The sequence below is a fragment of the Mesorhizobium sp. WSM1343 genome (genome assembly GCF_055901535.1).
Genome location: NZ_CM148370.1, coordinates 5,216,210 through 5,236,194 on the forward strand (window position 1 = coordinate 5,216,210; position 19,985 = coordinate 5,236,194).

Here is a 19,985-nt window from a genome sequence, read left to right on the forward strand (position 1 = left end):
GTGCTCAGGCTTTCGGTTGATGGGCGAAATAGGCCGCCGGCCGGCGAAAGTAAATGCGTGTCAGTGACGCGGATCAGACTGTGGTCTTTTGCTTCTATGCAGGTCGTTTCCCCAAAACCGGGCCACTTTGGGCGACAGGCATCAGCTTTCCGGCAGCGGAATGAACTCTTCCTCGTCTCCTGGAACGATGTCGAAGCGGCCTGTCTTCCATTCCTCTTTCGCCTGTTCGATACGCTCTTTCGACGACGAGACGAAATTCCACCAGATGTAACGCTTCGAACCAAGAGAGGCGCCGCCGAACAGCATGAAATGCGCCCCGGTCTGCGACGACACGACGATCTCGTCACCGGGACGGAACACCAGCAGCCGTTCGGCTGGGAACACATCGCCCGAAATCGAGACCTCGCCTTCCAGCGTGTAAATGGCGCGCTCTTCCGCATCGGCAGGGATTTTCACGCTGGCGCCGGGCGCCAGGCGCAGGTCGGCGTAGAGCGTCTCCGAATCGGCCCTGACCGGGGACCGTAATCCTTGGAAATCGCCGATGATGAGGCGCCCGTTGACGCCTTCGGCATCAATCTCGGGAAGCCTGACCGCTCCTGTGTTCTCGAACACAGGAGCCACCTCTTCCTTGTCGTCCGGCAGCGCCAGCCATGTCTGCAGGCCGGATACCGACATCGGCGCGCCACGCAGTTCCTCCGGCGTACGCTCCGAATGGACGATGCCGCGGCCGGCGGTCATCAAATTCACGTCGCCGGGCTGAATGACCATTTCGGTGCCGAGGGAGTCGCGGTGCCGGATCTTGCCGTCGAACAGATAGGTGACCGTCGACAGTCCGATATGCGGATGCGGACGGACGTCCAGCGCCTGGCCGGCCCGCAGGATCGCGGGACCCATGCGGTCGAAGAAGATGAACGGACCGACCAACCGCCTTTTTGCCGTTGGCAGGGCACGGCGCACCTGAAAACCACCGATGTCCTTGGCGTTCGGAACGACCATCAATTCGATCTGATCGCTGGCGAACGCATCGCCCACCTCAGGGTCTTTCCCGGGGAAGAAGCTCATGGACTCTCCTTGTCGGTGGTCGAAGGCCGCCTGGCCGCATCAGGCAAAGCGGATGGCCGCCTTTGCCCGCAGCTTGGCCGCCACCTCTTCGCGATTGCGCGGATGCTGATGGGTTTCCAGGGAATCGAGCAGTTCGCGCGCCGAGGCCGCGATGGCGTCGACGGCATGATCGAAGGCGTGCTGGTTCTGCTTCGAGGGTCGCGTCGTTCCGCTCAGCTTGCGGACGAACTGAAGGGCCGCGTCGCGCACCTCGTCATTGGTTGCCGGCGGATCAAAATTGAACAGGGTCTTGATGTTTCTGCACATCGCTTCCGTATCTCCTCTTGTCCTTGAGCTGTTTCAATCGCAACGAGTTATAGCCTCGATCATGATCATGTCCAAAAACCGGTGAGGCGAGGCCATCGTTCGGACCGGCCTCAATCTGCGTCGAGCGGCTCCGTTCCAACCGGCTTGCCGTCGCGCGACAGCCTGATCTTCTCGACCTTGTCCTCGGCGGCCTTCAGCAGCCGGTCGCAATGCGCCTTCAGCGCCTCGCCACGTTCATAGATCCTGATCGACTGGTCGAGCGGCACGTCGCCACGCTCCAGATCATCGACGATCTTCTCCAGCGCATCGAGTGCCTGCTCGAAGCTCATCGCCTTGACGTCTTCGTTGGTCTCACCAGCCATCATTCATCCTTTCATCAGTCGCCCGACATGGGCGGCGACCGAAAATGCCAATCCCTGCAGATCGTAGCCGCCCTCGAGCAGGCTTACGAGCCGGTTGCCGCTGTGGCGTGCCGCGCGCTGCATCAACTGGCCGGTCGCCCAGTCGAAATCATCCTCGGTCAGATTGATCTCGGCCAGCGGATCGCGGTGGTGCGCGTCGAACCCAGCCGAAATGATGATCAGGTCGGGCGCGAAATTGTCGAGCGCGGGCAGGACGCGCGACAGGAAGGCATCGCGAAATACTTCGCTGCCGGTCTGCGGCGCCAGCGGTGCGTTGACGATGTTGCCGGCGCCCGTTTCGGTCTTCGCTCCGGTGCCGGGATAAAGCGGCATCTGGTGTGTCGAGCAATAGAGCACCGAGGGATCGTCCCAGAAAATATCCTGCGTGCCATTGCCGTGATGCACGTCCCAGTCGACGATGGCAACGCGCTCGACACCGTGTTTCTTCTGCGCATAACGCGCCGCGATCGCCGCCGTGTTGAACAGGCAGAAGCCCATGGCCGTGGTCTTTTCGGCATGATGGCCGGGCGGCCGGGCGGCGACGAAGACGTTGTCGGCGCGGCCCGAAAAGACATCATCGACGGCGGCGTTGGCGGCGCCGATCGCGGTGATCGCCGCTTGCCAGCTCTTCGGACTGGCAGTGGTGTCGGCATCGATGCGGGCAATGCCTTCGTCGGGAATGGCGGCGCGCACGCGGGCGACGAAATCGGCGGGATGCGCGTAGAGGATGGTGGCCTCGTCGCCTTCCGGCGCCTGGATACGATCGAGCCCGGCAAAGGCTTCCTCATCGAGCACGCGCTCGATGGCGCGCAAGCGGTCGGGCCGCTCGGGATGTCCGGGCGGCGTGAGATGCTCGAGGAAGATCGGATGCGTGTAGAGACGGGTGGTCATCGTCCTAATCTAGTGACCCGGATCGACAAAGGCCATGCACGGGCGGCCGATGACTGGGGAAAATCGCGCCTGCGTCCATTCGCGTCGCCGCGGGCATTGGCCTCGCCGGCGCTTCGGCGTAAGGTCCCTGGGTACTGCCTGGTGCCCGCCGCAAGCGGGAGAATCGGGAACACGGTTGAATTCCGTGGCGTGCCCAACGCTGTGAGGGGGACCGCGCCGGTAAATGCCACTGTCGATGACGGGAAGGCACCGGACGCGGGTTGATCCCAAGCCAGAAGACCGGCCTGGCAGGCATCGTCATCCGCATGGTCGGGCGGATGGCATCAGAGCGACGTGCGTCCATTTGGACGCACAAAGTACGCTCTGACCGTTTTGAATCTGCAATCGCAAGGGGACAAGCGATGCCGGAACATATGACCGCTGCCATTGACGATGGATTCGACCAGAATGCGCGCGATGCGGTCTATCGCGCCATGTTCACGCGGCGCGACGTGCGCAGCCATTTCCTGCCCACCGCGATCGATGACGACGTGCTGGCGCGGCTGCTGCTTGCCGCTCATCATGCGCCATCGGTCGGCTTCATGCAGCCATGGAATTTCATTGTCATTCGTGACATCGAGCGACGCGAAAGGGTGCGCGACCTGTTCCTGGCCGCGCGCGAGCAGGAACTGCCGGCGATCGAGGCGGAAAAACAGGCGCTGTACCGCAAGCTCAAGCTGGAAGGCATCTGCGAAAGCGCGCTCAACATCTGCATCACTTGCGACCGGCAGCGCTCGAAAGGTTCGCCGCTGGGACGCTGGCACAATCCGGAGATGGATCTCTACAGCACCGTCTGCGCGGTGCAGAATTTCTGGCTGGCCGCGCGTGCCGAGGGCGTTGGCGTCGGCTGGGTGAGCATCATCGAGGCTGAGGCGCTGAAGCGGCTGTTGGCCATTCCGGATCACGTAACGCCAATCGCCTATCTCTGCGTCGGCCGTGTTTCCGAGTTCGCTTCCAAACCGGACCTTGAAACGCATGGTTGGGGACGGCGGCTGCCGCTGCCGGAACTGATCATGAGCGAGACGTTTTCCGGGCAAGGCGAGACACAGCTCAAGTCCACCGTGGCGCGCCTCAACACCGTTTCTGCCTCACCAGACACCATCTGCCCGGCCGATCAGGGTGTGGCGCCGGCCGTACCCCAGCGCGAACCGCCGAAGGAGGCGAGCGCCTTGTCCTTGAGCTCCCTGAACTTCGACGACGCCTCGGCCAGCCGGGCGTCCCAGGCCGGATCCGGCACCTGGCCCGCGATGGTCTTGAAATAGACCTGCATCAGGCAAGCGATGGCGAAAGGCTCGATGAAGGCCGCCTTGAACGCCCAGGCGAAGACGATGGCGAGCACGAAAGCCCAGCCGGCGAGCTGGCCAGGCATCAGGAACAGAATCGCACCAGCAGGCGCCAGCATCATCAGAAAGATGACGAACGAAACGCCCCACATGATGACCGCCAGCCAGACGGCGTTCTTGACCATGACCTTGCCGTTCTGGGCATAGAGCACGACGCCTTGGCGCGCCGTCTCGAAGGGTGAGGCTGAATTGATGCGGATGTTGTAGCCGAGGATGATCTCGTCGACATAGGTCAGCGACAGGCGGATCACCGTGTTGATGAAGGAGACCAGGCCGCTCAGGCCCGGTATAGGCAGGAAGGCGGCGATGCCGCCGAGCAGGCCGGTGATGGCGCGGATGGCACCCTTGACGAGTTGGTCGACGACGAAAAGGATGTTGGCCTCGGCAAAACGCTGGGTCACGATATCCCTGGCGTAGGCGATCTGGTCCTGACCTGCGGGAATGTCGCGGCCGTCGATCAGATGAACCATGACGGCGATGTGGCCGGCCTTGACGATATAGAGGATGTATTCGCGGATCCAGTAGACCGCGATCGAGACGATGCCAAACCCGACCACGCCGCCCCACAGGGCAAAGGACATGGGCCCGTCGGGATCGGTGGAGATATGGCCGACGCCATAGCCGACCGAGGCACCGGTGCCGGTCGCCATGATGTAGGCCAGCGTGATGCCGAAATAGACGATCATACGAAAGACGATGAACGGCCAGGTCCGCATCATGATGGACACCGACCGGCCGATCTCGAAATCCCACATGTGCCCCGAATCTCCGCCTCAGAGATGGTGGAAGAGGATGAACTCAACCCGGCGATTGTCAATTGCCGGCCCTGGCACCACAGGGCGACGAATTCTGGGCAACGGTTTTCTTTCGCAGCCTTTCGCCGGCGCGTTGTCTGACGGAGCATCAAACGAAAAACCCGCCTGTGCGGCGGGTCACCGGCGCAAATCAGCACCATGGACGAATATGTACCTTAGCTGAGGGCAGGTGTCAAGAAAAAATTCCTATCGGGAACAGCTGCCGGCACGAAAAGCTCCGGTGGGAACTTCAATTCGACTGCGGATCCGGCTTCTTGAGCAGGCCTTCGAGCAGTTGCTTGAACGCCGTCACCACCTTCTTCGACGTCGCTTCGGGGTCGTCCGAATTGGCGATCCGTTGCGCTGCCTGGCTGCTCGCTCCGTTGATCAGTCGCGAGGCCGTCTCGGGGTCGAGGCTCGAGACAACGACCCCCTCCTCCTGCAGCGCGGTCAGATGGTCGGTCATTGACACGATGCACGCACTGGCATTCGGCCATTGCGCTGGATCCCCCAGCACGGCCGGGCCATCCCGGAACATGATGCGCTGGATTTCCGGCTCCAGCGCCATCTCGATATAGGTCGAGCACTCGTCGACGAAATGCTGCCAGCGGGTCGGCGCTCTCGACGCGACCTCATTGATGCGCGCCGCCATCTCGCCGTCGATCTGGGCTATGACCGCCTGCAGCAGCCCCTTCTTGTCGCCGAAATGATGATAGAGCGCGCCGCGCGTCAGCCCGGCCGAAGCGGTGAAATCATCCATCGAGGCTTCCGCATAGCCTGTTGTGCCGAAGGCATGGCGGGCCGCCGCGATCAGCTTTGCGCGCGTCTCGGCGATCATCTCCTTGCGGGGTCTGTGCATGGCTTCTGGCCCTATTCACATACGTAACGTATGCCAATTGACATACGCGGCGTATGCTCTATTTAACAATCATACGCTTCGTATGTAATTGCCGAATCGTCCTTTGTCGAGGAACCACCCATGCAAAATCCCTATTCGGAAATCTTTCGTGCCCCCGGAGCCAAGGGCTTTGCGGCCGCCGGATTCATGGCGCGCCTGCCGATCGCCATGGCGCCCATCGGCATCGTGGCGATGCTGTCGCAGACGCGTGGCGAATACTGGCTGGCCGGAGCCGTCTCGGCAACATACGCGCTGGCCAACGCTTTCGTTGCGCCGCAGATATCCAGACTGGTGGACCGCCTGGGCCAGACACGGATCGTCGTGCCCACCACCATCATCGCGGTGCTGGCTTTCGCCGTCCTGATAGCGGCGGCCAACCAGGACTGGCCGGTGTGGACGCTGTTCGTGTCGGCCTTACTGGCCGCGGCCATGCCAAGCATGCCGGCGATGGTGCGGGCGCGCTGGACAGAGATTTTCCGCGGACGGCCGCAGATGAACACCGCATTCGCCTTCGAGTCCGCGGCCGATGAACTGGTCTATATCGCCGGGGCATCGCTATCGGTCGGTCTCAGTGCTGCCCTGTTCCCGGAAGCCGGCATTCTGGTGAGCACATTATTTCTCGCATTCGGATCAGCGGCCTTCATCCTGCAACGTTCGACGGAGCCGCAAGTGCGGCCGGTGGACCATGGCTCAAGCGGCTCGGCGATCCGCCTGCGGCCGGTTCAGATCATCACCTTCGCCCTGATCTTCATCGGCGCGACCTTCGCGACGACGGAAGTCAGCACCGTGGCGATTACCAAGGAGCTTGGCCAGCCCGGCGCCGCCAGCCTTGTCATCGGCGTTTACGCGCTGGGATCGTTCGTGCTCGGCATCATCGTCGGCGCGCTCAGCCTGAAGGCGCCGCTGCAACGCCAGTTGGCCATCGCGGTCGCCCTCGTCGCGCTCGGCACGCTGTTGCCGCTCACCGCCGACACCGTGCCACTGCTGGCGCTGACCGTGTTCATCAGCGGCGTGGCGATCTCGCCGACCTTCATCACCGCCTTCGGCCTGATCGAGCGGCATGTGCCGGAGGCGATGCTGACCGAAGGCATTACCTGGGTCATGACCGGCATCGGCATCGGCATGGCGCTCGGCTCGTTCGCGGCCGGCGCGGTGGTCGATGCGTTCGGTGCCCAGAACGGGTTCTGGGTCTCTGTGGCTTCAGGCACGATCGCGCTGGCCACGGTGCTGCTTGGCCAGCGCAGCCTTGCCACGGCTGAGTGCGAGATGGACGGATGCGAAGCAGCCGCGATTGCTGCGGAATAGTTCCGGCGCGCCCGGGCCTTAGGCCGGGCGCGCCGCTCTAGGCGGCCGGGCCTGAAAATATTGACTCTTCTTGGGTGCGCCAATGCCAAAACTATCGTTGGCGCCCCATGCAACATCACCTCTTTTTCGAAGACGAAGCCACATTTCTCCAGCACCCGTCGCGAAGCCGGATTGGCGGGGCGGACGAGGCCGACAACCCGATCGGCACGCAAGGGGCCGAACGCGGTGCGCAGTGCTTCCATCACCAATTCCGTGGCATAGCCATGTCCCCAGCTCGCCGGATGAAGATGATAGGACAGGTTCAGACCGTCGAAATCCGCCGATACCGTGACGCCGCCGAAGCCGACCAGCTTTTCGTCCGCCTCGACCGCCCAGCGGCCAAAGCCGTGCTTGTCCCAATGGCCGATGTCGCGCGTCAGCCGCGTGGCGCTCTGCTGGGGTGTATCCGGAACAGGGTCGGGGCGATGCGCAACAAGTTCCCGGCGCGAAAAGAGATCGATCAGGAAATCCAGATCAGTCTCTTCTGGGCGGCGCAGCAAAAGCCGCTCGCTGCGCTGGCTGGTAGGCAGAGACGCATTCATCCGTCTTCTCCGGCAACCGGATCGGCGGGAGGCTCAGAGGATCTCCGTCTTGGCGATGTGGATGCCAAAACCTTCGAGGCCGACATAGTGGCGTTCGCGCGAGGCGATCAGGTTGATCGAGGAGATGCCGAGATCCTTGAGGATCTGGGCGCCTAGCCCGATCTCGCGCCACTCGTTTTCGCGGCGGCGCGCCTCTTCGTGATCCTCGCGGTCGCCGCTTGCCGGCCGCTTGCGCTCCTGATGCGCAACGCCGACGGAGCCTTCTCTGAGATAGACGATGACACCGCGCCTGCGCTCGCCCATTGTCTTCATGATGGCGTCGAGCCGGTGGCTGGTGCCGAAGACATCGGTCACCACATCCTCCGAATGCAGACGCACCGGCACGTCCTCGCCGTCACGAATGTCGCCGAAGACGATGGCGACGTGATGCATGGAGTCCCACGGCAGCGTGTAGGTGAAGACCTGTGCCTTGCCGCCGAGCGTGTCGATTTCCGAGCAGGCGACGCGTTCGACCAGCGTTTCCTTGCGCTGCCGGTAGGCGATGAGGTCGGCGACCGAAACCTGCTTGAGGCCATGCTCCTCGGCGAAAGCCTGCACCTGCGGACCGCGCTTGACGGTGCCGTCATCATTGACCAGCTCGGAAATGACGCCAACCGGCGGCAGGCCGGCGAGCTTGCACAGATCGACCGCTGCTTCGGTATGGCCTGAGCGCATCAGCACGCCGCCTTCGCGCGCGATCAGCGGGAAGATGTGGCCGGGGCGGACGAAATCCGAGCCACCGACATTGCCGTTGGCAAGATTGCGAACGGTCAAAGTGCGATCTTCGGCCGAGATGCCGGTCGTGGTGCCATGCTTGAAATCGACACTGACGGTGAAAGCGGTGGTGTGGGCGGAATCGTTGTCGGCGACCATGGGGGCAAGGTTCAGCCGCTTGGCTTCTTCGCGCGGCATCGGCGTACAGACGATGCCGGAGGTGTGGCGAACGATGAACGCCATCTTTTCGGGCGTGCAGTGGACAGCGGCGACGATCAGGTCGCCCTCGTTCTCGCGCCCGTCATCATCCATGACGACGACGATCTCGCCGCGTTCGAAAGCACGCAGGGCTTCGACGATTTTCTTCTGGTCGTAAGGCATAAGTGCTCGCTTTGCTCGCAGGGGAATAAGGGAGTAGGGCAGTAAGGGAGTAGGGAAAAGCAAAAAGATTTGGCCGGCCGGGCTAAGAGCGCAACATATTCCCCTATTCCCCTATTCCCCTATTCCCCTATTCCCCTCCCCGTCTGTCCCCGATGCCGCAGATAATGATCGGCGATCGCACAGGCAACCATTGCCTCGCCGATCGGCACGGCACGGATGCCGACGCATGGATCGTGGCGGCCCTTGGTCATGATCTCGACGTCCTTGCCGTCCTTATCGATCGACTTTCGCGGGGTCAGGATCGACGAGGTCGGCTTGACGGCGAAACGGGCGACGATTGCCTGGCCGGTCGAGATGCCGCCGAGGATGCCGCCGGCATTGTTGGACAGGAACACCGGCTTGCCGTCATTGCCGATGCGCATCTCGTCGGCATTCTGCTCGCCGGTGATGCGGGCGGCCTCGAAGCCGTTGCCGATCTCGACGCCCTTGACCGCGTTGATCGACATCAGGCCGGAGGCGATGTCCTGGTCGAGCTTGGCATAGATCGGCGCGCCGAGGCCCGGTGGAACGCCGTCGGCGACGATCTCGATCACCGCACCGACCGAGGAGCCCGCCTTGCGGATGCCGTCGAGATACTGCGTGAAGACAGGAACGGAAGCCGGATCGGGGGTGAAGAACGGATTTTCCGCATCGCCGATGAAATTCCAGTTCCAGTTGGCGCGATCGATGGATTTCTCGCCCATCGACACCAGCGCACCGCGCACCACCACGCCGGGCACCACCTTGCGCGCCAAGGCACCGGCCGCCACTCTGGCTGCCGTCTCGCGGGCCGAGGAGCGGCCGCCGCCACGATAATCGCGCACCCCGTATTTGACGTCATAGGTGTAGTCGGCATGGCCGGGCCGGTACTGGCGGGCGATCTCGCCATAATCCTTTGAACGCTGGTCGACATTCTCGATCAGCATCGACACCGGCGTGCCGGTGGTGATCATCGTCTCGCCGTCCTCGTCGAGGATGAAACCTGACAGCACCTTCACTTCATCTGGTTCACGGCGCTGCGTCACGAAACGTGACTGTCCCGGCCGGCGCTTGTCGAGTTCGGCCTGGATCTCGTCGCGCGTAAAGCGGATGCCGGGCGGACAGCCGTCGACCACGCAGCCGAGCGACGGGCCATGGCTTTCGCCCCAGGTGGTGACGCGGAAAAGGTGGCCGAACGTGTTGTGAGACATGAAATGACCCTGCCCGGCATCGGAGCCGGCTGAAGATTGCGTTCTATTGGCGTTTTTCACAGGGGTCAAACTGTGATCTGGCGGATTTAGTTTTGACACATTCGGTTGGTTTCTGCTCTGCTCCATCCGCTGTTGAACAGCCCGCCGCCATGCCGGTGCAATGATAAAGAGGAACGATTATGCGTACCCTGATTAGCGCCGTTGCCGCCACGCTGCTGCTTTCCACCGCCGCTTTCGCCGGCCAGACCGAAGGCCTGATCAAGAAGATCGACAAGGACACGGCGACGCTGACGCTGGATGACGGCAAGTCCTACAAGCTGAACGCAGAGACCGATCTCGACGCGCTGAAGCCGGGCATGGACATCGTCATCGCCTACGATGTGACCAATGGCGAAAACGTCATCACCGACATGGAACTGCCGGACAGCTCAGCCAACTAGAGCTTCCAACCTCAATTGAATGCAGTGTTTGCGGTTCAGCTTTCGCCGAGCCGCCTGCGAAATGGCCTAGAGCGTGTCGCGTCTGAACGGATTTCAGGCGACCCGCTTTAGGTCTTTGTTTTATGTATGTCGTTCTCCCAAAACCGGGGCCACTTTTGGGCGACATGCATTAAAGCCACTCCAGACTCTTGCCTTCGAGCTTGAGCAGGCGATCCTGCGGTATTTCCAGGTTCGCTGCCTCGTCCTCGGCCAATCCCAGAACGAAACGAAACAAGGTGCGCATGACGCCGCCATGGGTCACGCATATCGTCTGGCGTTCGATCGCGTCGAAGCATGGCCTCACCCGTTCGAGCAGCATCTGATAGCTCTCGGCGCCTTCGCCGGGCGGCTGGAAGTTCCACTTGTCCAGAGCACGCCTCCCGCTTGCTCCGGGATACCGCGTCTCCAGCTCGGGAAAGGTAAATCCCTGCCAATCGCCGAAATTGACCTCGACGAGGCGCGGATCGGTTCGATAGGCATCCGGATCCAGCTTCATCGCGGCGCGAATACGCTGCATCGTTTCGCGCGTCCGTTTCATCGGACTGGCGACGAAGTCGAATTCCCAGGGATCTGGAACCAACGCAGCTAGCCGAAGCCCGTTGCCGGTCGCCTGTTCGCGGCCAAGAGCATTGAGATCGGTGTCAGCCTGCCCCTGAAGCCGCATTTCGGCGTTCCACGCGGTCTGGCCGTGGCGCGCGATATAAACCAGCGGGTACATCAGGTCTTCCGGTGCGGATCGGGACGGACGACGGTTGGGGGGTGCTAGTCCTTGACCGTCGAAATATCAGGCGCGTCGACCGCCTTCATGCCGACGACGTGGTAGCCCGAATCGACGTGGTGCACTTCACCGGTGACGCCGCGCGACAGGTCGGACAGGAAATAGACGCCGGAATCGCCGACTTCCTCCTGCGTCACCGTCTGCTTCAGCGGCGAATTGTACTCGTTCCACTTCAGGATGTAGCGGAAATCGCCGATACCGGAAGCGGCAAGGGTCTTGATCGGGCCGGCCGAAATGGCGTTGACGCGGATCTTCTTGGCGCCGAGATCGACCGCCAGGTAGCGCACGCTGGCCTCGAGCGCCGCCTTGGCGACACCCATGACGTTGTAGTGCGGCATCACCTTTTCGGCGCCGTAGTAGGTCAGCGTCAGCAGTGAGCCGCCATCGGTCATCAGCGCCTCGGCGCGCTTGGCGATGGTGGTGAAGGAATAGACCGAAATGTCCATTGTGCGCAGGAAATTGTCGCGTGACGTCTCGACATAGCGGCCAGTCAGCTCATCCTTGTCGGAGAAGGCAATGGCGTGGACGAGGAAATCAAGCTTGCCCCAATGTTTGGCGACATTGGCGAAAACCTCATCCAGGCTCGCCGGATCGGTGACGTCGCAATGGCCGGCGACAAAGGCGCCCAGTTCCGCCGCCAGCGGCTCGACACGCTTCTTGAACGCCTCGCCCTGATAGGTCAGCGCTATCTCGGCGCCATGATCGACGCAGGCCTTGGCAATGCCATAAGCGATCGACCTATTGTTGGCGACGCCAAGAATGAGGCCGCGCTTGCCGGCCATTAGGCCCTGTCCACCCGCCATGTGAGCGCTCTCCGCAAGATTTCAGCTTTGTGGGTTGCCCTATCGCACAGGCACAGAGCCCCTTCAAGCGCTCAAAACGGACAGTTCAGGGGACAAAAGCCGCCGATCAGCCTTTTTGGCTGCGCAACAGCGCTTCGAGTGCGCTATCACCGCCTTCCGGCAGCATGATACGCACATGAGCGTAGAGATCGCCGTGACCGCCGGCCTTTTCCGGCAGGCCTCTGCCCTTCAGCCGCAGGACCTTGTCGGAGCTCGACCAGGCCGGAATGTTGACGGCGAGCCTGCCGGTCGGCGTCTCGACAGGCACCTTGGCGCCGAGCACGGCATCCGCCAGTGCCACCGGCAGATCGGCGTGCAGGTCGCGGCCTTCGATGCGGTAGCGTGGATGCCGGCGCAGATGGATCTTGACCAGCGCGTCGCCTGGCTGGCCCGGCCCCTGCTCGCCTTGGCCCTTGAGGCGGATGGTCTGGCCATCCTCGACATAGGCCGGCAGCTTGACCGCCACCTTGCGGCCGTCGGGGAACATCGCCGTCACCTTTTCAGCGGTCGCCGCTTCCTCGATGGTGACGTCGAGCGTCACATTCAGATCGGCAGCGGTCGCCTGCTGGCGGCGATCGCCCATGCCGGGACCGCGCGCGCCAGAAAAAGTGTCGCCAAAAATCTGGCTGAAGATGTCGCTGTTGCCGTCGAACGGATCGCCACCGGGTCGACCGGAGCGGAACTCGAACCGCGAGCCGCCCGGACCTTGCTGCCGGCGAAAGCCGCCAAACGGATCGCCGCCACCGGCAGCGCCCTCAAAGCCCTGGAATCGCGGCTTGCCGTCGGCGTCGATCTCGCCGCGATCGAAAGCGGCGCGATTCTTTTCGTCGCCGACGATCTCGTAGGCCTGGTTGGCTGCGGCAAAACGGTCCTTCGCCTTTGGATCATTCGGATTCTGGTCCGGATGATGCTTTTTGGCGAGTTTCCGGTACGCCGACTTTATGTCTTTGGCCGATGCGTTCCTGGCAACGCCCAGCACCTCATAGGGGTCGCGCATGCTTACTGCCCTGGAGAAGAGTTGAGTCTCTGGTTGCCTCTTATATGCGCCCCCATAGGAAGAAATTCCAGTGCTGGAGCCGCATATCAGACGCGGAAAATCAGAGCGCCTTGAAGTCCTGCATGCGCCAGCCGCCGGCGCTGGCCAGGCACAGTTCGCCTTCGAACATGGCAACGCCGTCAAAGCTTTCGCGCGAGGCCTTGAAGCGGCGGCAGGTCTGGCCGTTGTCCTTCAATTCCGCCAGATCGGTGATGGAACCGCGCGAGCCGGTACCGGCATTGGCCCATGGGACGGCCTGCCCGCCGAGTTGCTCGATGTCGGCCGAGGAGACTGCATTGCCGATCGTCGTCTGGTCGGAATCGCGATCCAGACTGGCCGGCGCGGCCGAGGCCGATGTGCTACTGGTCAGGATCGAGCGGTCGACTTCGGCTTTTTCCAGGCTGAAGCCGCCGGCGCCACAAGCGGCAAGCGGCAAGGCGACCGCCACGATCGCGGCTTTCGCGCTGGCCGAAGCGATAACGCTCCATTGCCTGCTGTCAAAAGCTTGCGCGATAAGCGACAATCGGCAGCCTCCCCCTTGCTTCGTTAAGAATCTTGGCTTTGTAAGAATCTTCGTGACAATTTGAGAAAAACTATGAGTGACACTGAGTTAACAAGCGGTGACTTTACCGAGGCTGCCGAGCCGTTTCGCCTGTTTGCCGCATGGCTGGACGACGCCACGAAAAGCGAGCCGAACGATCCCAACGGCGTGGCCCTGGCGACCGTCGATACCGACGGCATGCCGGATGTGCGCATGGTTTTGCTCAAGGGGTTCGATGAAAGCGGGTTTGTCTTCTACACGAATTTCGAGAGCGCCAAGGGCCAGGAGATTCTTGGCAGCATGAAGGCGGCGATGTGTTTCCATTGGAAATCACTGCGCCGCCAGGTACGCATTCGCGGACCGGTGGAGATCGTCAGCGACGCCGAAGCCGACGCCTACTATGCGACACGGCCGCGCGGCAGCCGCATCGGCGCATGGGCCTCGAAACAATCGCGGCCGCTGGAAAGCCGCTTTGCGCTGGAGAAGGCAGTGGCCGAATACACGGCACGCTACCCGATCGGCGAGATCCCGCGGCCAAAGCACTGGTCCGGCTTCCGAATCGTGCCCACGACAATCGAGTTCTGGCACGACAGGCCGTTCCGCCTGCACGACCGGCTCGTCTTCAGCCGCAACGCGAAAGGCGCCTGGGACAAGACGAGGCTTTATCCCTGAAGAAGAGGCTCAGGCCTTCTTTCTCGTCATGAACGCGGTGAGCGCGGCGCGCGCCTCATCGGACTTCAGGCGCTCGCGAAAATGCTCGCTTTCCTCGCCGATGCGGGTGACGAGGTCGTCGCGCGAGCCGCGCATCAGGTCGCGCGCGATCTTCAACGCCTGCGGCGGCTTGGCCGCGATCTGGCCGGCGGCCGCCAGCACCGAGGCCTCCAGTGCTGCTTCCTCGACCACCTCGTAGATCAGGCCGGCGGCCTTCGCCCGTTCAGCCGAAAAGCCCTCGCCGAGGCCGAGCAGCGCGAAAGCGCCTTGCTGGCCCAGTATGCGCGGCGCCAAAAGGCTCGATCCCGCCTCAGGCACCAGGCCAAGGTCGACGAAAGGCGTCCTGAACACGGTGCGCGGCGTGGCGAAGGTCAGGTCGCAATGCAGGTTGAGCGTGGTGCCGATGCCGACCGCGATGCCGTCGACGCCGGAGACCATGGGTTTCTCAACCTTTGCCAGCGCCATCAGGAAGTCCCAGACTTCGGTGCCGCCGTCACCGCCGGTGGCGATGATCATGAAGTCGGCAAGGTCGTTGCCTGAGGAGAAGGCGCCGGGCACGCCGAGAAAGACATGGACGCGGATCTCCGGGTCGGCGTCGCCTTCGGCCAGGCTTTTTGACATTTTCGCATACATGGCGCGCGTCAGCGCGTTCTTCTTGTCCGGCCGGTTCATGCGGATGATCTGGATGGCGCCCTGGCGCTCGACGAGGATATGGTCTGTCACGGTTCTTTCCTTGTGAACGTCAGGCGGAAATCAGCGTTTTTCCGGCAGCGGCGAGGCTTTCGGCGCCATCGATGACGCGCGCCCGCAAAGCGCTGACCTCGCCGAGCAGGTTTTCGGCGAAGAAGCGGCAAAGGGGAATACGGCCTTGGTCGGCAAGAGCGCCGCGCGCCAGATAGGCGCCGCCGGCGGCAAGCGAGATCAGCCTGAGATAAGGCGTCGCACCCGCCAGCGCCTCGTCCGCCCGGCCTTCGGCCGCCAGTTTCTGCAGGAAGCGGGTCGCTTCGCCGAGATCGCCAAGTGCCGCGTCGAGAGCGTCGGCGGTGCGGCCGAAACCCTGCAGGTTCGAGGTCCGCACCGCTGCGGCCATATCAGCCAGTTCGGCGATATAACCATGCACATGGTCGCCGCCGCCGAGCGGCAGCTTCCGCATCACCAGATCGATCGCCTGAATGCCGTTGGTGCCCTCGTAGATCGGGGCGATGCGCGCATCACGATAGAAGGCGGCCGCTCCCGTCTCCTCGATGAAGCCCATGCCGCCATGAACCTGGAGGCCGAGTGAGGCAACCTCGACGCCGATATCGGTCGAGAACGCCTTTGCCAGCGGCGTCAGCAGATTGGCGCGGTCGCGCCAGTGGGCCGCCTCGTCACCGGCGGAGACACGGGCCATGTCGATGGCGTGGGCACAGGAATAGCTGATGGCGCGCGCGGTTTGGGTCAGCGCCTTCATGGTCAGCAGGTTACGCTGGACATCGGGGTGATGGACGATCGGCGCCATACCCGTGCCAGTGTAGCTCGCGGCCTTGCCCTGCCGGCGCTCATTGGCATAGGCGATCGCCTTCTGCGTCGCGGCTTCCGCGACCGCTACCCCCTGCATGCCGACACAAAGCCGCGCATTGTTCATCATCGTGAACATGCAGGCGAGGCCCTTGTTCTCCTCGCCGATCAACCAGCCGACGGCGCCCGGCTTGGCGCCCTGGAAACCATCGCCATAGATCATGGTGCAGGTCGGCGAGGCATGGATGCCGAGCTTATGTTCAAGTCCGGAACAAAAGACGTCGTTGCGGGCGCCGAGCGCGCCATCGTCGCCGACCAGGAATTTCGGCACAAGGAACAGCGATATGCCGCGCGTGCCGGCCGGCGCATCGGGCAGCCGCGCCAGCACCAGATGGATGATGTTGTCGGTGAAGTCGTGCTCGCCATAGGTGATGAAGATTTTCTGGCCGAAGATGCGGTAGCTGCCGTCACCCACCGGCTCCGCGCGGGCGCGCAAGGCGGCGAGGTCCGAACCGGCTTGCGGCTCGGTCAGGTTCATCGTGCCCATCCACTCGCCGGAGACGAGCTTTTCGAGATACTTTGCCTTGAGGTCTGTGGAGGCGTGTTTGTCGAGCGCTTCGACAGCGCCCATGGTCAGCGTCGGGCCGATGCCGAAGGCCATGGCGGCGGAGTTCCACATTTCGAGCGCGGCAACGCCAAGCATGGTCGGCAGCGCCTGGCCGCCATATTCCTCAGGCCCGGAGAGCGCGTTCCAGCCGCCATCGATCCAGCGGCGATAGAGTTCCTTCCAGCCGGGTGGTGTGGTGACGGCAGCGTCCTTCAGCACGGCACCTTGCCGATCGCCGATCGTGTAGAGCGGTGCGACCTCTTCAGTGGCGAAGCGGCCGGCCTCGCCAAGAACGGCATCGACCAGGTCATCGCCGAGATCGCCGAACCTGCCGGCATCGAGCGCCGATTTCATGCCGGCGACGTGCTTGAGCGTGAAAGCAATATCCTCGACCGGTGCCCTATACATGGCGCTCACTCCTCCTGATGCATCGGCCCGCCCAACCCTAGAGCCGGTGCCGCTGCAAAACCACCCGCCGTATCAGCGGTCTCCCATCTTCTTTTTACGTAAACGTCAAATTTTGTCACGCGGATTTTGCAATCGCGGCGGCGCGTATTAAGTTCAATCCATGCCGGATCAAGTCGACCGGCGACGGATCAGAACCAGCCAACCGGAACCGCCCATGCTTGCCAGACCCGACGCCTATCGCTGCGTCGAATGCGGCCTGCCCTATCGAGCGGAGGGGTTCTGCTACCATGGCGGCAGACTGGACCACGGGGCCGCCTACTGGTCGGATCGCGGCATATTATGCTCGCCGCAATGCTCACTCGCCCACCACCGCAAACGCGCCGCCGAGGGCACGCTGCGGCAAGAGCCGGCTCCGGACCCGTTTGAATTCTAGCAGCTGATGCGTCGCCAGCTTTTCTGAAGTCAGCCCCGAAAGTACTTCCTTAACCATAGCCGTTCAGGATTTGTCTTTGATCAACGGGGATTCCCTGTTTTGAAAAGGACGGCGCGTCTCCTTCGCCGCTTGAAGAGTGTCGTGCCGACGCCCTTCAAGCCATTGTTTCCTCCGCATGTCGTTGCCCCAAAACCGCTGCACACTTTTGGGCGACATCCGCTGGCGCTTCTCGCCTTGGCGGCGACGATGGCGCTGTCCACGGCGGCAAAGGCTTCGGATTTTTCCGAACCCTGGAAGAACGCCGACCGCGCTTTGGTGGTCGATGCCTACGAATACAATTCCATCGGTTGGGCCCAACTCGCCACCGACAAGCGGGTCGTCGGCTTCATCAACAAGGCCTCCGACGGCATGCCGCCGCCCTATTTCTGCCTGGGCAACGACATTGAGGTGAAGCTTTGCAAGGCGCTGTGGAAACGCCATGCGGTGACGCGCGAACTGTTCCAGACGCGCCGGGTGGTGGCCAAGGCACTCGGCCTGAAATGGGGCGCCTATCACCTTGCCCGCCCGGGCAATCCGGTCGAACAGGCCAACAATTTCCTCGATTTCGCCGAGCCTGCGCCCGACGATCTCATGGCTCTCGACATTGAGGGCAATGATCCCTCGCAATGGATGTCGCTCGACGATGCCGAGGAGTTCGTCCGCCAGGTGCATCGGCGCATCGGCCGTTTCCCGGTGCTGTACACCAACGGCAAGACCGCCCAGTACATTGCCGACAACAGCTACCGATACCGGCTCCTGTCGCGGCTGCCGCTCTGGTATGCCCGCTATAAGTCCGACATCGACGTGCATTTTCCGATGGGCAACTGGCAAGGCTACGCACTGTGGCAGTTTTCGGCGCAAGCCAATTGCGGCCGTTTCCGCTGCCCTTACAGGGTTGCCGGCACGCCTAACGACATAGACGTCAATGTCGCGCCGACAGACGCCGCAACGCTGCGCGCGCAATGGCCGTTCGGCGGGCTTATCGACGTGCCGCCGGACTATCTCGCCTCCATACCGCTACCGGTTTCACGCGAGGCCGGCCTCGCCGGCAATGTCACCATCACCTATGCGTCTGTGGCCGCGCCGCCGACTTTCGAGGACATGGTCGCAGCGTTGGGCACACGCTGGTCCCGTTTCCGCGACGGCTTCCGCATGCCGGTCGTGAAGACGGTGCCCCGGAGACCGAGTTTCGGCATTGTACAATATGTCGCCTGGAAGCGGACCGAGCGGCGTTCGCCCGCACAACTCGACGCTGCCTTTGCCGCTGCCGATCCGCTCAGCACCGCTTCCACCGAACTCGATCGCGGCCAGCGGTAAGCCAACGCGGACTTCAGTTTCCCTGTTCGCGCGCCACCGCCTGCCAGCCGATATCGCGGCGGCAGAACCCGTCCGGCCAGTCGATGCGGTCGAGCGCGGCATAGGCTCGTTTCTGCGCCTCGCCGACCGTGGCGCCTGATGCCGTCACGTTGAGGACGCGGCCGCCATTGGCCACCAGTGCGCCGCCATTGATGGCGGTGCCGGCGTGGAAGACCTGGACGCCGTCGCTTGCCGCGTCTTCGACGCCGCGGATGACCGAGCCTTTTTCCGGCGTGCCGGGATAGCCTCTCGCCGCCATCACCACGGTCAATGCCGCCTCGTCGCGCCAGCGCACCGAGGTATGTGCCAGTTGGCCGTCGGTTGCCGCGTTGAGCAGGACCAGCAGATCATCGTTCAGCCGCATCATCAGCACCTGGCATTCCGGATCGCCGAAGCGGGTGTTGTATTCGATCAGCTTCGGCCCCTTGTCGGTGATCATCAGCCCGGCAAACAGCACGCCGGAGAAAGGCGCGCCCAGTTCGGCCATGCCGCGCATGGTCGGCTCGATGATCTCACGCATGGTGCGCTCGACCAGTTCCGGCGTCATCACCGGTGCCGGCGAATAGGCCCCCATGCCGCCAGTGTTCGGACCGGTGTCGCCGTCGCCGACGCGCTTGTGATCCTGCGCGGTGCCGAAGGGCAGTGCGGTGGTACCGTCGCAGAGGCAGAAGAAGCTCGCCTCCTCGCCGGTCATGAATTCCTCGACCACAACTTCCGCGCCGGCGGCGCCGAAGGAACCATCGAAGCAGGCATCGAGTGCTGCCTGTGCTTCACTGAGCGTCATGGCGACGGTGACGCCCTTGCCGGCAGCGAGCCCGTCGGCCTTGATGACGATCGGCGCCCCGGTCTTTTCGACATAGGCTTTGGCCGAGGCCAGGTCACTGAAACGGCCATAGGCGGCGGTCGGGATGTTGTAGCGGGCGCAGAGGTCCTTGGTGAAACCTTTCGAGCCTTCCAGCTGTGCCGCTGCCTTGGAGGGACCGAAGACGCGGATATTTTCGGCGCGCAGATCGTCGGCAATGCCGGCGACCAGGGGGCCTTCCGGACCGACCACGACGAGGTCGATTTTTTTCTCCCGGCAGAATGCGGTGACCGCGGCGTGATCGGCGATGTCGAGCTTGACCAGTTCGGCCTCGCCGCCAATGCCCGGATTGCCGGGGGCGGCAAAAAGCTTCGTCAGCAGCGGCGACGCGGCGATCTTCCAGGCGAGCGCATGTTCGCGGCCGCCGGAGCCCAGAAGAAGAACGTTCATGGCCACCTCTTGATGCCTATTTC

Annotated in this window: 20 protein-coding genes, 2 pseudogenes and 1 riboswitch; of the genes and pseudogenes, 6 read left to right on the top strand and 16 right to left on the bottom strand. The window is 62.9% G+C overall.

Features of this window, described 5'->3' with window-relative positions; translation table 11 throughout:
* Window positions 1-141: 141 nt before the first annotated feature.
* The 4 genes from AC0NIL_RS25565 to AC0NIL_RS25580 all read right to left on the bottom strand — a co-directional run bounded on the left by AC0NIL_RS25565 (window position 142) and on the right by AC0NIL_RS25580 (window position 2,660).
* Window positions 142-1,062, bottom strand: a complete 921-nt coding sequence (locus tag AC0NIL_RS25565) for a pirin family protein (RefSeq protein WP_064995138.1) — start codon at window positions 1,060-1,062, stop codon at window positions 142-144.
* Window positions 1,063-1,101: 39 nt separating this feature from the next.
* Complete coding sequence (locus tag AC0NIL_RS25570) at window positions 1,102-1,368, bottom strand: DUF2277 domain-containing protein (protein WP_013532791.1); 267 nt, start codon at window positions 1,366-1,368, stop codon at window positions 1,102-1,104.
* 110 nt (window positions 1,369-1,478) lie between these two features.
* On the bottom strand, window positions 1,479-1,730 hold the full coding sequence (locus AC0NIL_RS25575; protein WP_013532792.1) for an exodeoxyribonuclease VII small subunit: 252 nt from the start codon (window positions 1,728-1,730) through the stop codon (window positions 1,479-1,481).
* Window positions 1,731-1,733: 3 nt separating this feature from the next.
* A complete protein-coding gene (locus tag AC0NIL_RS25580; protein WP_063167671.1) occupies window positions 1,734-2,660 on the bottom strand; it encodes a histone deacetylase family protein in 927 nt (308 codons plus the stop codon).
* Window positions 2,661-2,782: 122 nt separating this feature from the next.
* A riboswitch (cobalamin riboswitch) is annotated at window positions 2,783-2,962 on the top strand.
* 171 nt (window positions 2,963-3,133) lie between these two features.
* Between AC0NIL_RS25580 and bluB the strand changes: the two are divergent.
* A pseudogene (gene bluB / locus AC0NIL_RS25585) lies at window positions 3,134-3,643 on the top strand (5,6-dimethylbenzimidazole synthase); the annotation flags it as partial.
* 170 nt (window positions 3,644-3,813) lie between these two features.
* On the opposite strand, the gene AC0NIL_RS25590 reads toward bluB, so the two are convergent.
* Both AC0NIL_RS25590 and AC0NIL_RS25595 read right to left on the bottom strand, forming a co-directional pair.
* Window positions 3,814-4,797 (bottom strand): hypothetical protein, encoded by a 984-nt coding sequence (locus AC0NIL_RS25590; protein WP_013532795.1) that lies wholly within the window; start codon window positions 4,795-4,797, stop codon window positions 3,814-3,816.
* A 289-nt stretch (window positions 4,798-5,086) separates the two neighbouring features.
* Entirely contained in the window at window positions 5,087-5,695 is a 609-nt protein-coding gene (locus tag AC0NIL_RS25595; RefSeq protein WP_013532796.1) for a TetR/AcrR family transcriptional regulator, read from the bottom strand.
* Between the two features lie 120 nt (window positions 5,696-5,815).
* Between AC0NIL_RS25595 and AC0NIL_RS25600 the strand changes: the two genes are divergently transcribed.
* Entirely contained in the window at window positions 5,816-7,039 is a 1,224-nt protein-coding gene (locus tag AC0NIL_RS25600) for an MFS transporter (protein ID WP_473572710.1), read from the top strand.
* 71 nt (window positions 7,040-7,110) lie between these two features.
* Here the strand turns inward: AC0NIL_RS25600 and AC0NIL_RS25605 are convergent.
* The 3 genes and pseudogenes from AC0NIL_RS25605 to aroC form a co-directional block, all read right to left on the bottom strand.
* Window positions 7,111-7,620: pseudogene (locus AC0NIL_RS25605) on the bottom strand (GNAT family N-acetyltransferase); the annotation flags it as partial.
* 33 nt (window positions 7,621-7,653) lie between these two features.
* Window positions 7,654-8,754, bottom strand: coding sequence for a 3,4-dihydroxy-2-butanone-4-phosphate synthase (ribB, locus tag AC0NIL_RS25610; RefSeq protein WP_013532799.1), 1,101 nt, complete (start codon window positions 8,752-8,754; stop codon window positions 7,654-7,656).
* Window positions 8,755-8,873: 119 nt separating this feature from the next.
* On the bottom strand, window positions 8,874-9,983 hold the full coding sequence (gene aroC, locus AC0NIL_RS25615; protein WP_013532800.1) for a chorismate synthase: 1,110 nt from the start codon (window positions 9,981-9,983) through the stop codon (window positions 8,874-8,876).
* Window positions 9,984-10,162: 179 nt separating this feature from the next.
* Here aroC and AC0NIL_RS25620 point away from each other — a divergent pair, with 179 nt between their 5' ends.
* Window positions 10,163-10,423: a DUF1344 domain-containing protein gene (locus tag AC0NIL_RS25620; RefSeq protein ID WP_013532801.1), complete on the top strand. Its 261-nt coding sequence runs from the start codon at window positions 10,163-10,165 to the stop codon at window positions 10,421-10,423.
* Between the two features lie 169 nt (window positions 10,424-10,592).
* Here the strand turns inward: AC0NIL_RS25620 and AC0NIL_RS25625 are convergent, their stop codons facing one another.
* The 4 genes from AC0NIL_RS25625 to AC0NIL_RS25640 all read right to left on the bottom strand — a co-directional run bounded on the left by AC0NIL_RS25625 (window position 10,593) and on the right by AC0NIL_RS25640 (window position 13,641).
* Window positions 10,593-11,180, bottom strand: coding sequence for a histidine phosphatase family protein (locus tag AC0NIL_RS25625; RefSeq protein ID WP_473572711.1), 588 nt, complete (start codon window positions 11,178-11,180; stop codon window positions 10,593-10,595).
* A 44-nt stretch (window positions 11,181-11,224) separates the two neighbouring features.
* Entirely contained in the window at window positions 11,225-12,043 is an 819-nt protein-coding gene (gene fabI / locus AC0NIL_RS25630; RefSeq protein WP_013532803.1) for an enoyl-ACP reductase FabI, read from the bottom strand.
* Window positions 12,044-12,149: 106 nt separating this feature from the next.
* Entirely contained in the window at window positions 12,150-13,079 is a 930-nt protein-coding gene (locus tag AC0NIL_RS25635; RefSeq protein WP_024503598.1) for a DnaJ C-terminal domain-containing protein, read from the bottom strand.
* Window positions 13,080-13,179: 100 nt separating this feature from the next.
* Window positions 13,180-13,641 carry an RT0821/Lpp0805 family surface protein gene (locus AC0NIL_RS25640; RefSeq protein ID WP_013532805.1) on the bottom strand — a complete coding sequence of 154 codons (462 nt, stop codon included), beginning with the start codon at window positions 13,639-13,641 and terminating at the stop codon, window positions 13,180-13,182.
* A gap of 72 nt (window positions 13,642-13,713) precedes the next feature.
* On the opposite strand from AC0NIL_RS25640, the gene pdxH reads away from it, so the two are divergent.
* On the top strand, window positions 13,714-14,331 hold the full coding sequence (gene pdxH / locus AC0NIL_RS25645) for a pyridoxamine 5'-phosphate oxidase (RefSeq protein ID WP_013532806.1): 618 nt from the start codon (window positions 13,714-13,716) through the stop codon (window positions 14,329-14,331).
* Between the two features lie 9 nt (window positions 14,332-14,340).
* Here pdxH and AC0NIL_RS25650 read toward each other — a convergent pair whose 3' ends face one another.
* Both AC0NIL_RS25650 and AC0NIL_RS25655 read right to left on the bottom strand, forming a co-directional pair.
* The gene (locus AC0NIL_RS25650; protein WP_473572712.1) at window positions 14,341-15,093 is read right to left on the bottom strand and encodes a crotonase/enoyl-CoA hydratase family protein; all 753 of its coding nucleotides are present in this window, start codon (window positions 15,091-15,093) and stop codon (window positions 14,341-14,343) included.
* Between the two features lie 19 nt (window positions 15,094-15,112).
* Complete coding sequence (locus tag AC0NIL_RS25655; RefSeq protein ID WP_473572713.1) at window positions 15,113-16,882, bottom strand: acyl-CoA dehydrogenase; 1,770 nt, start codon at window positions 16,880-16,882, stop codon at window positions 15,113-15,115.
* 214 nt (window positions 16,883-17,096) lie between these two features.
* Here AC0NIL_RS25655 and AC0NIL_RS25660 point away from each other — a divergent pair, with 214 nt between their 5' ends.
* On the top strand, window positions 17,097-17,315 hold the full coding sequence (locus AC0NIL_RS25660; RefSeq protein ID WP_473572714.1) for a hypothetical protein: 219 nt from the start codon (window positions 17,097-17,099) through the stop codon (window positions 17,313-17,315).
* 246 nt (window positions 17,316-17,561) lie between these two features.
* The gene (locus AC0NIL_RS25665; RefSeq protein WP_032809930.1) at window positions 17,562-18,671 is read left to right on the top strand and encodes a glycoside hydrolase family 25 protein; all 1,110 of its coding nucleotides are present in this window, start codon (window positions 17,562-17,564) and stop codon (window positions 18,669-18,671) included.
* 13 nt (window positions 18,672-18,684) lie between these two features.
* Here the strand turns inward: AC0NIL_RS25665 and purD are convergent, their stop codons facing one another.
* Complete coding sequence (gene purD, locus AC0NIL_RS25670; protein ID WP_473572715.1) at window positions 18,685-19,962, bottom strand: phosphoribosylamine--glycine ligase; 1,278 nt, start codon at window positions 19,960-19,962, stop codon at window positions 18,685-18,687.
* Window positions 19,963-19,985 lie beyond the last annotated feature (23 nt).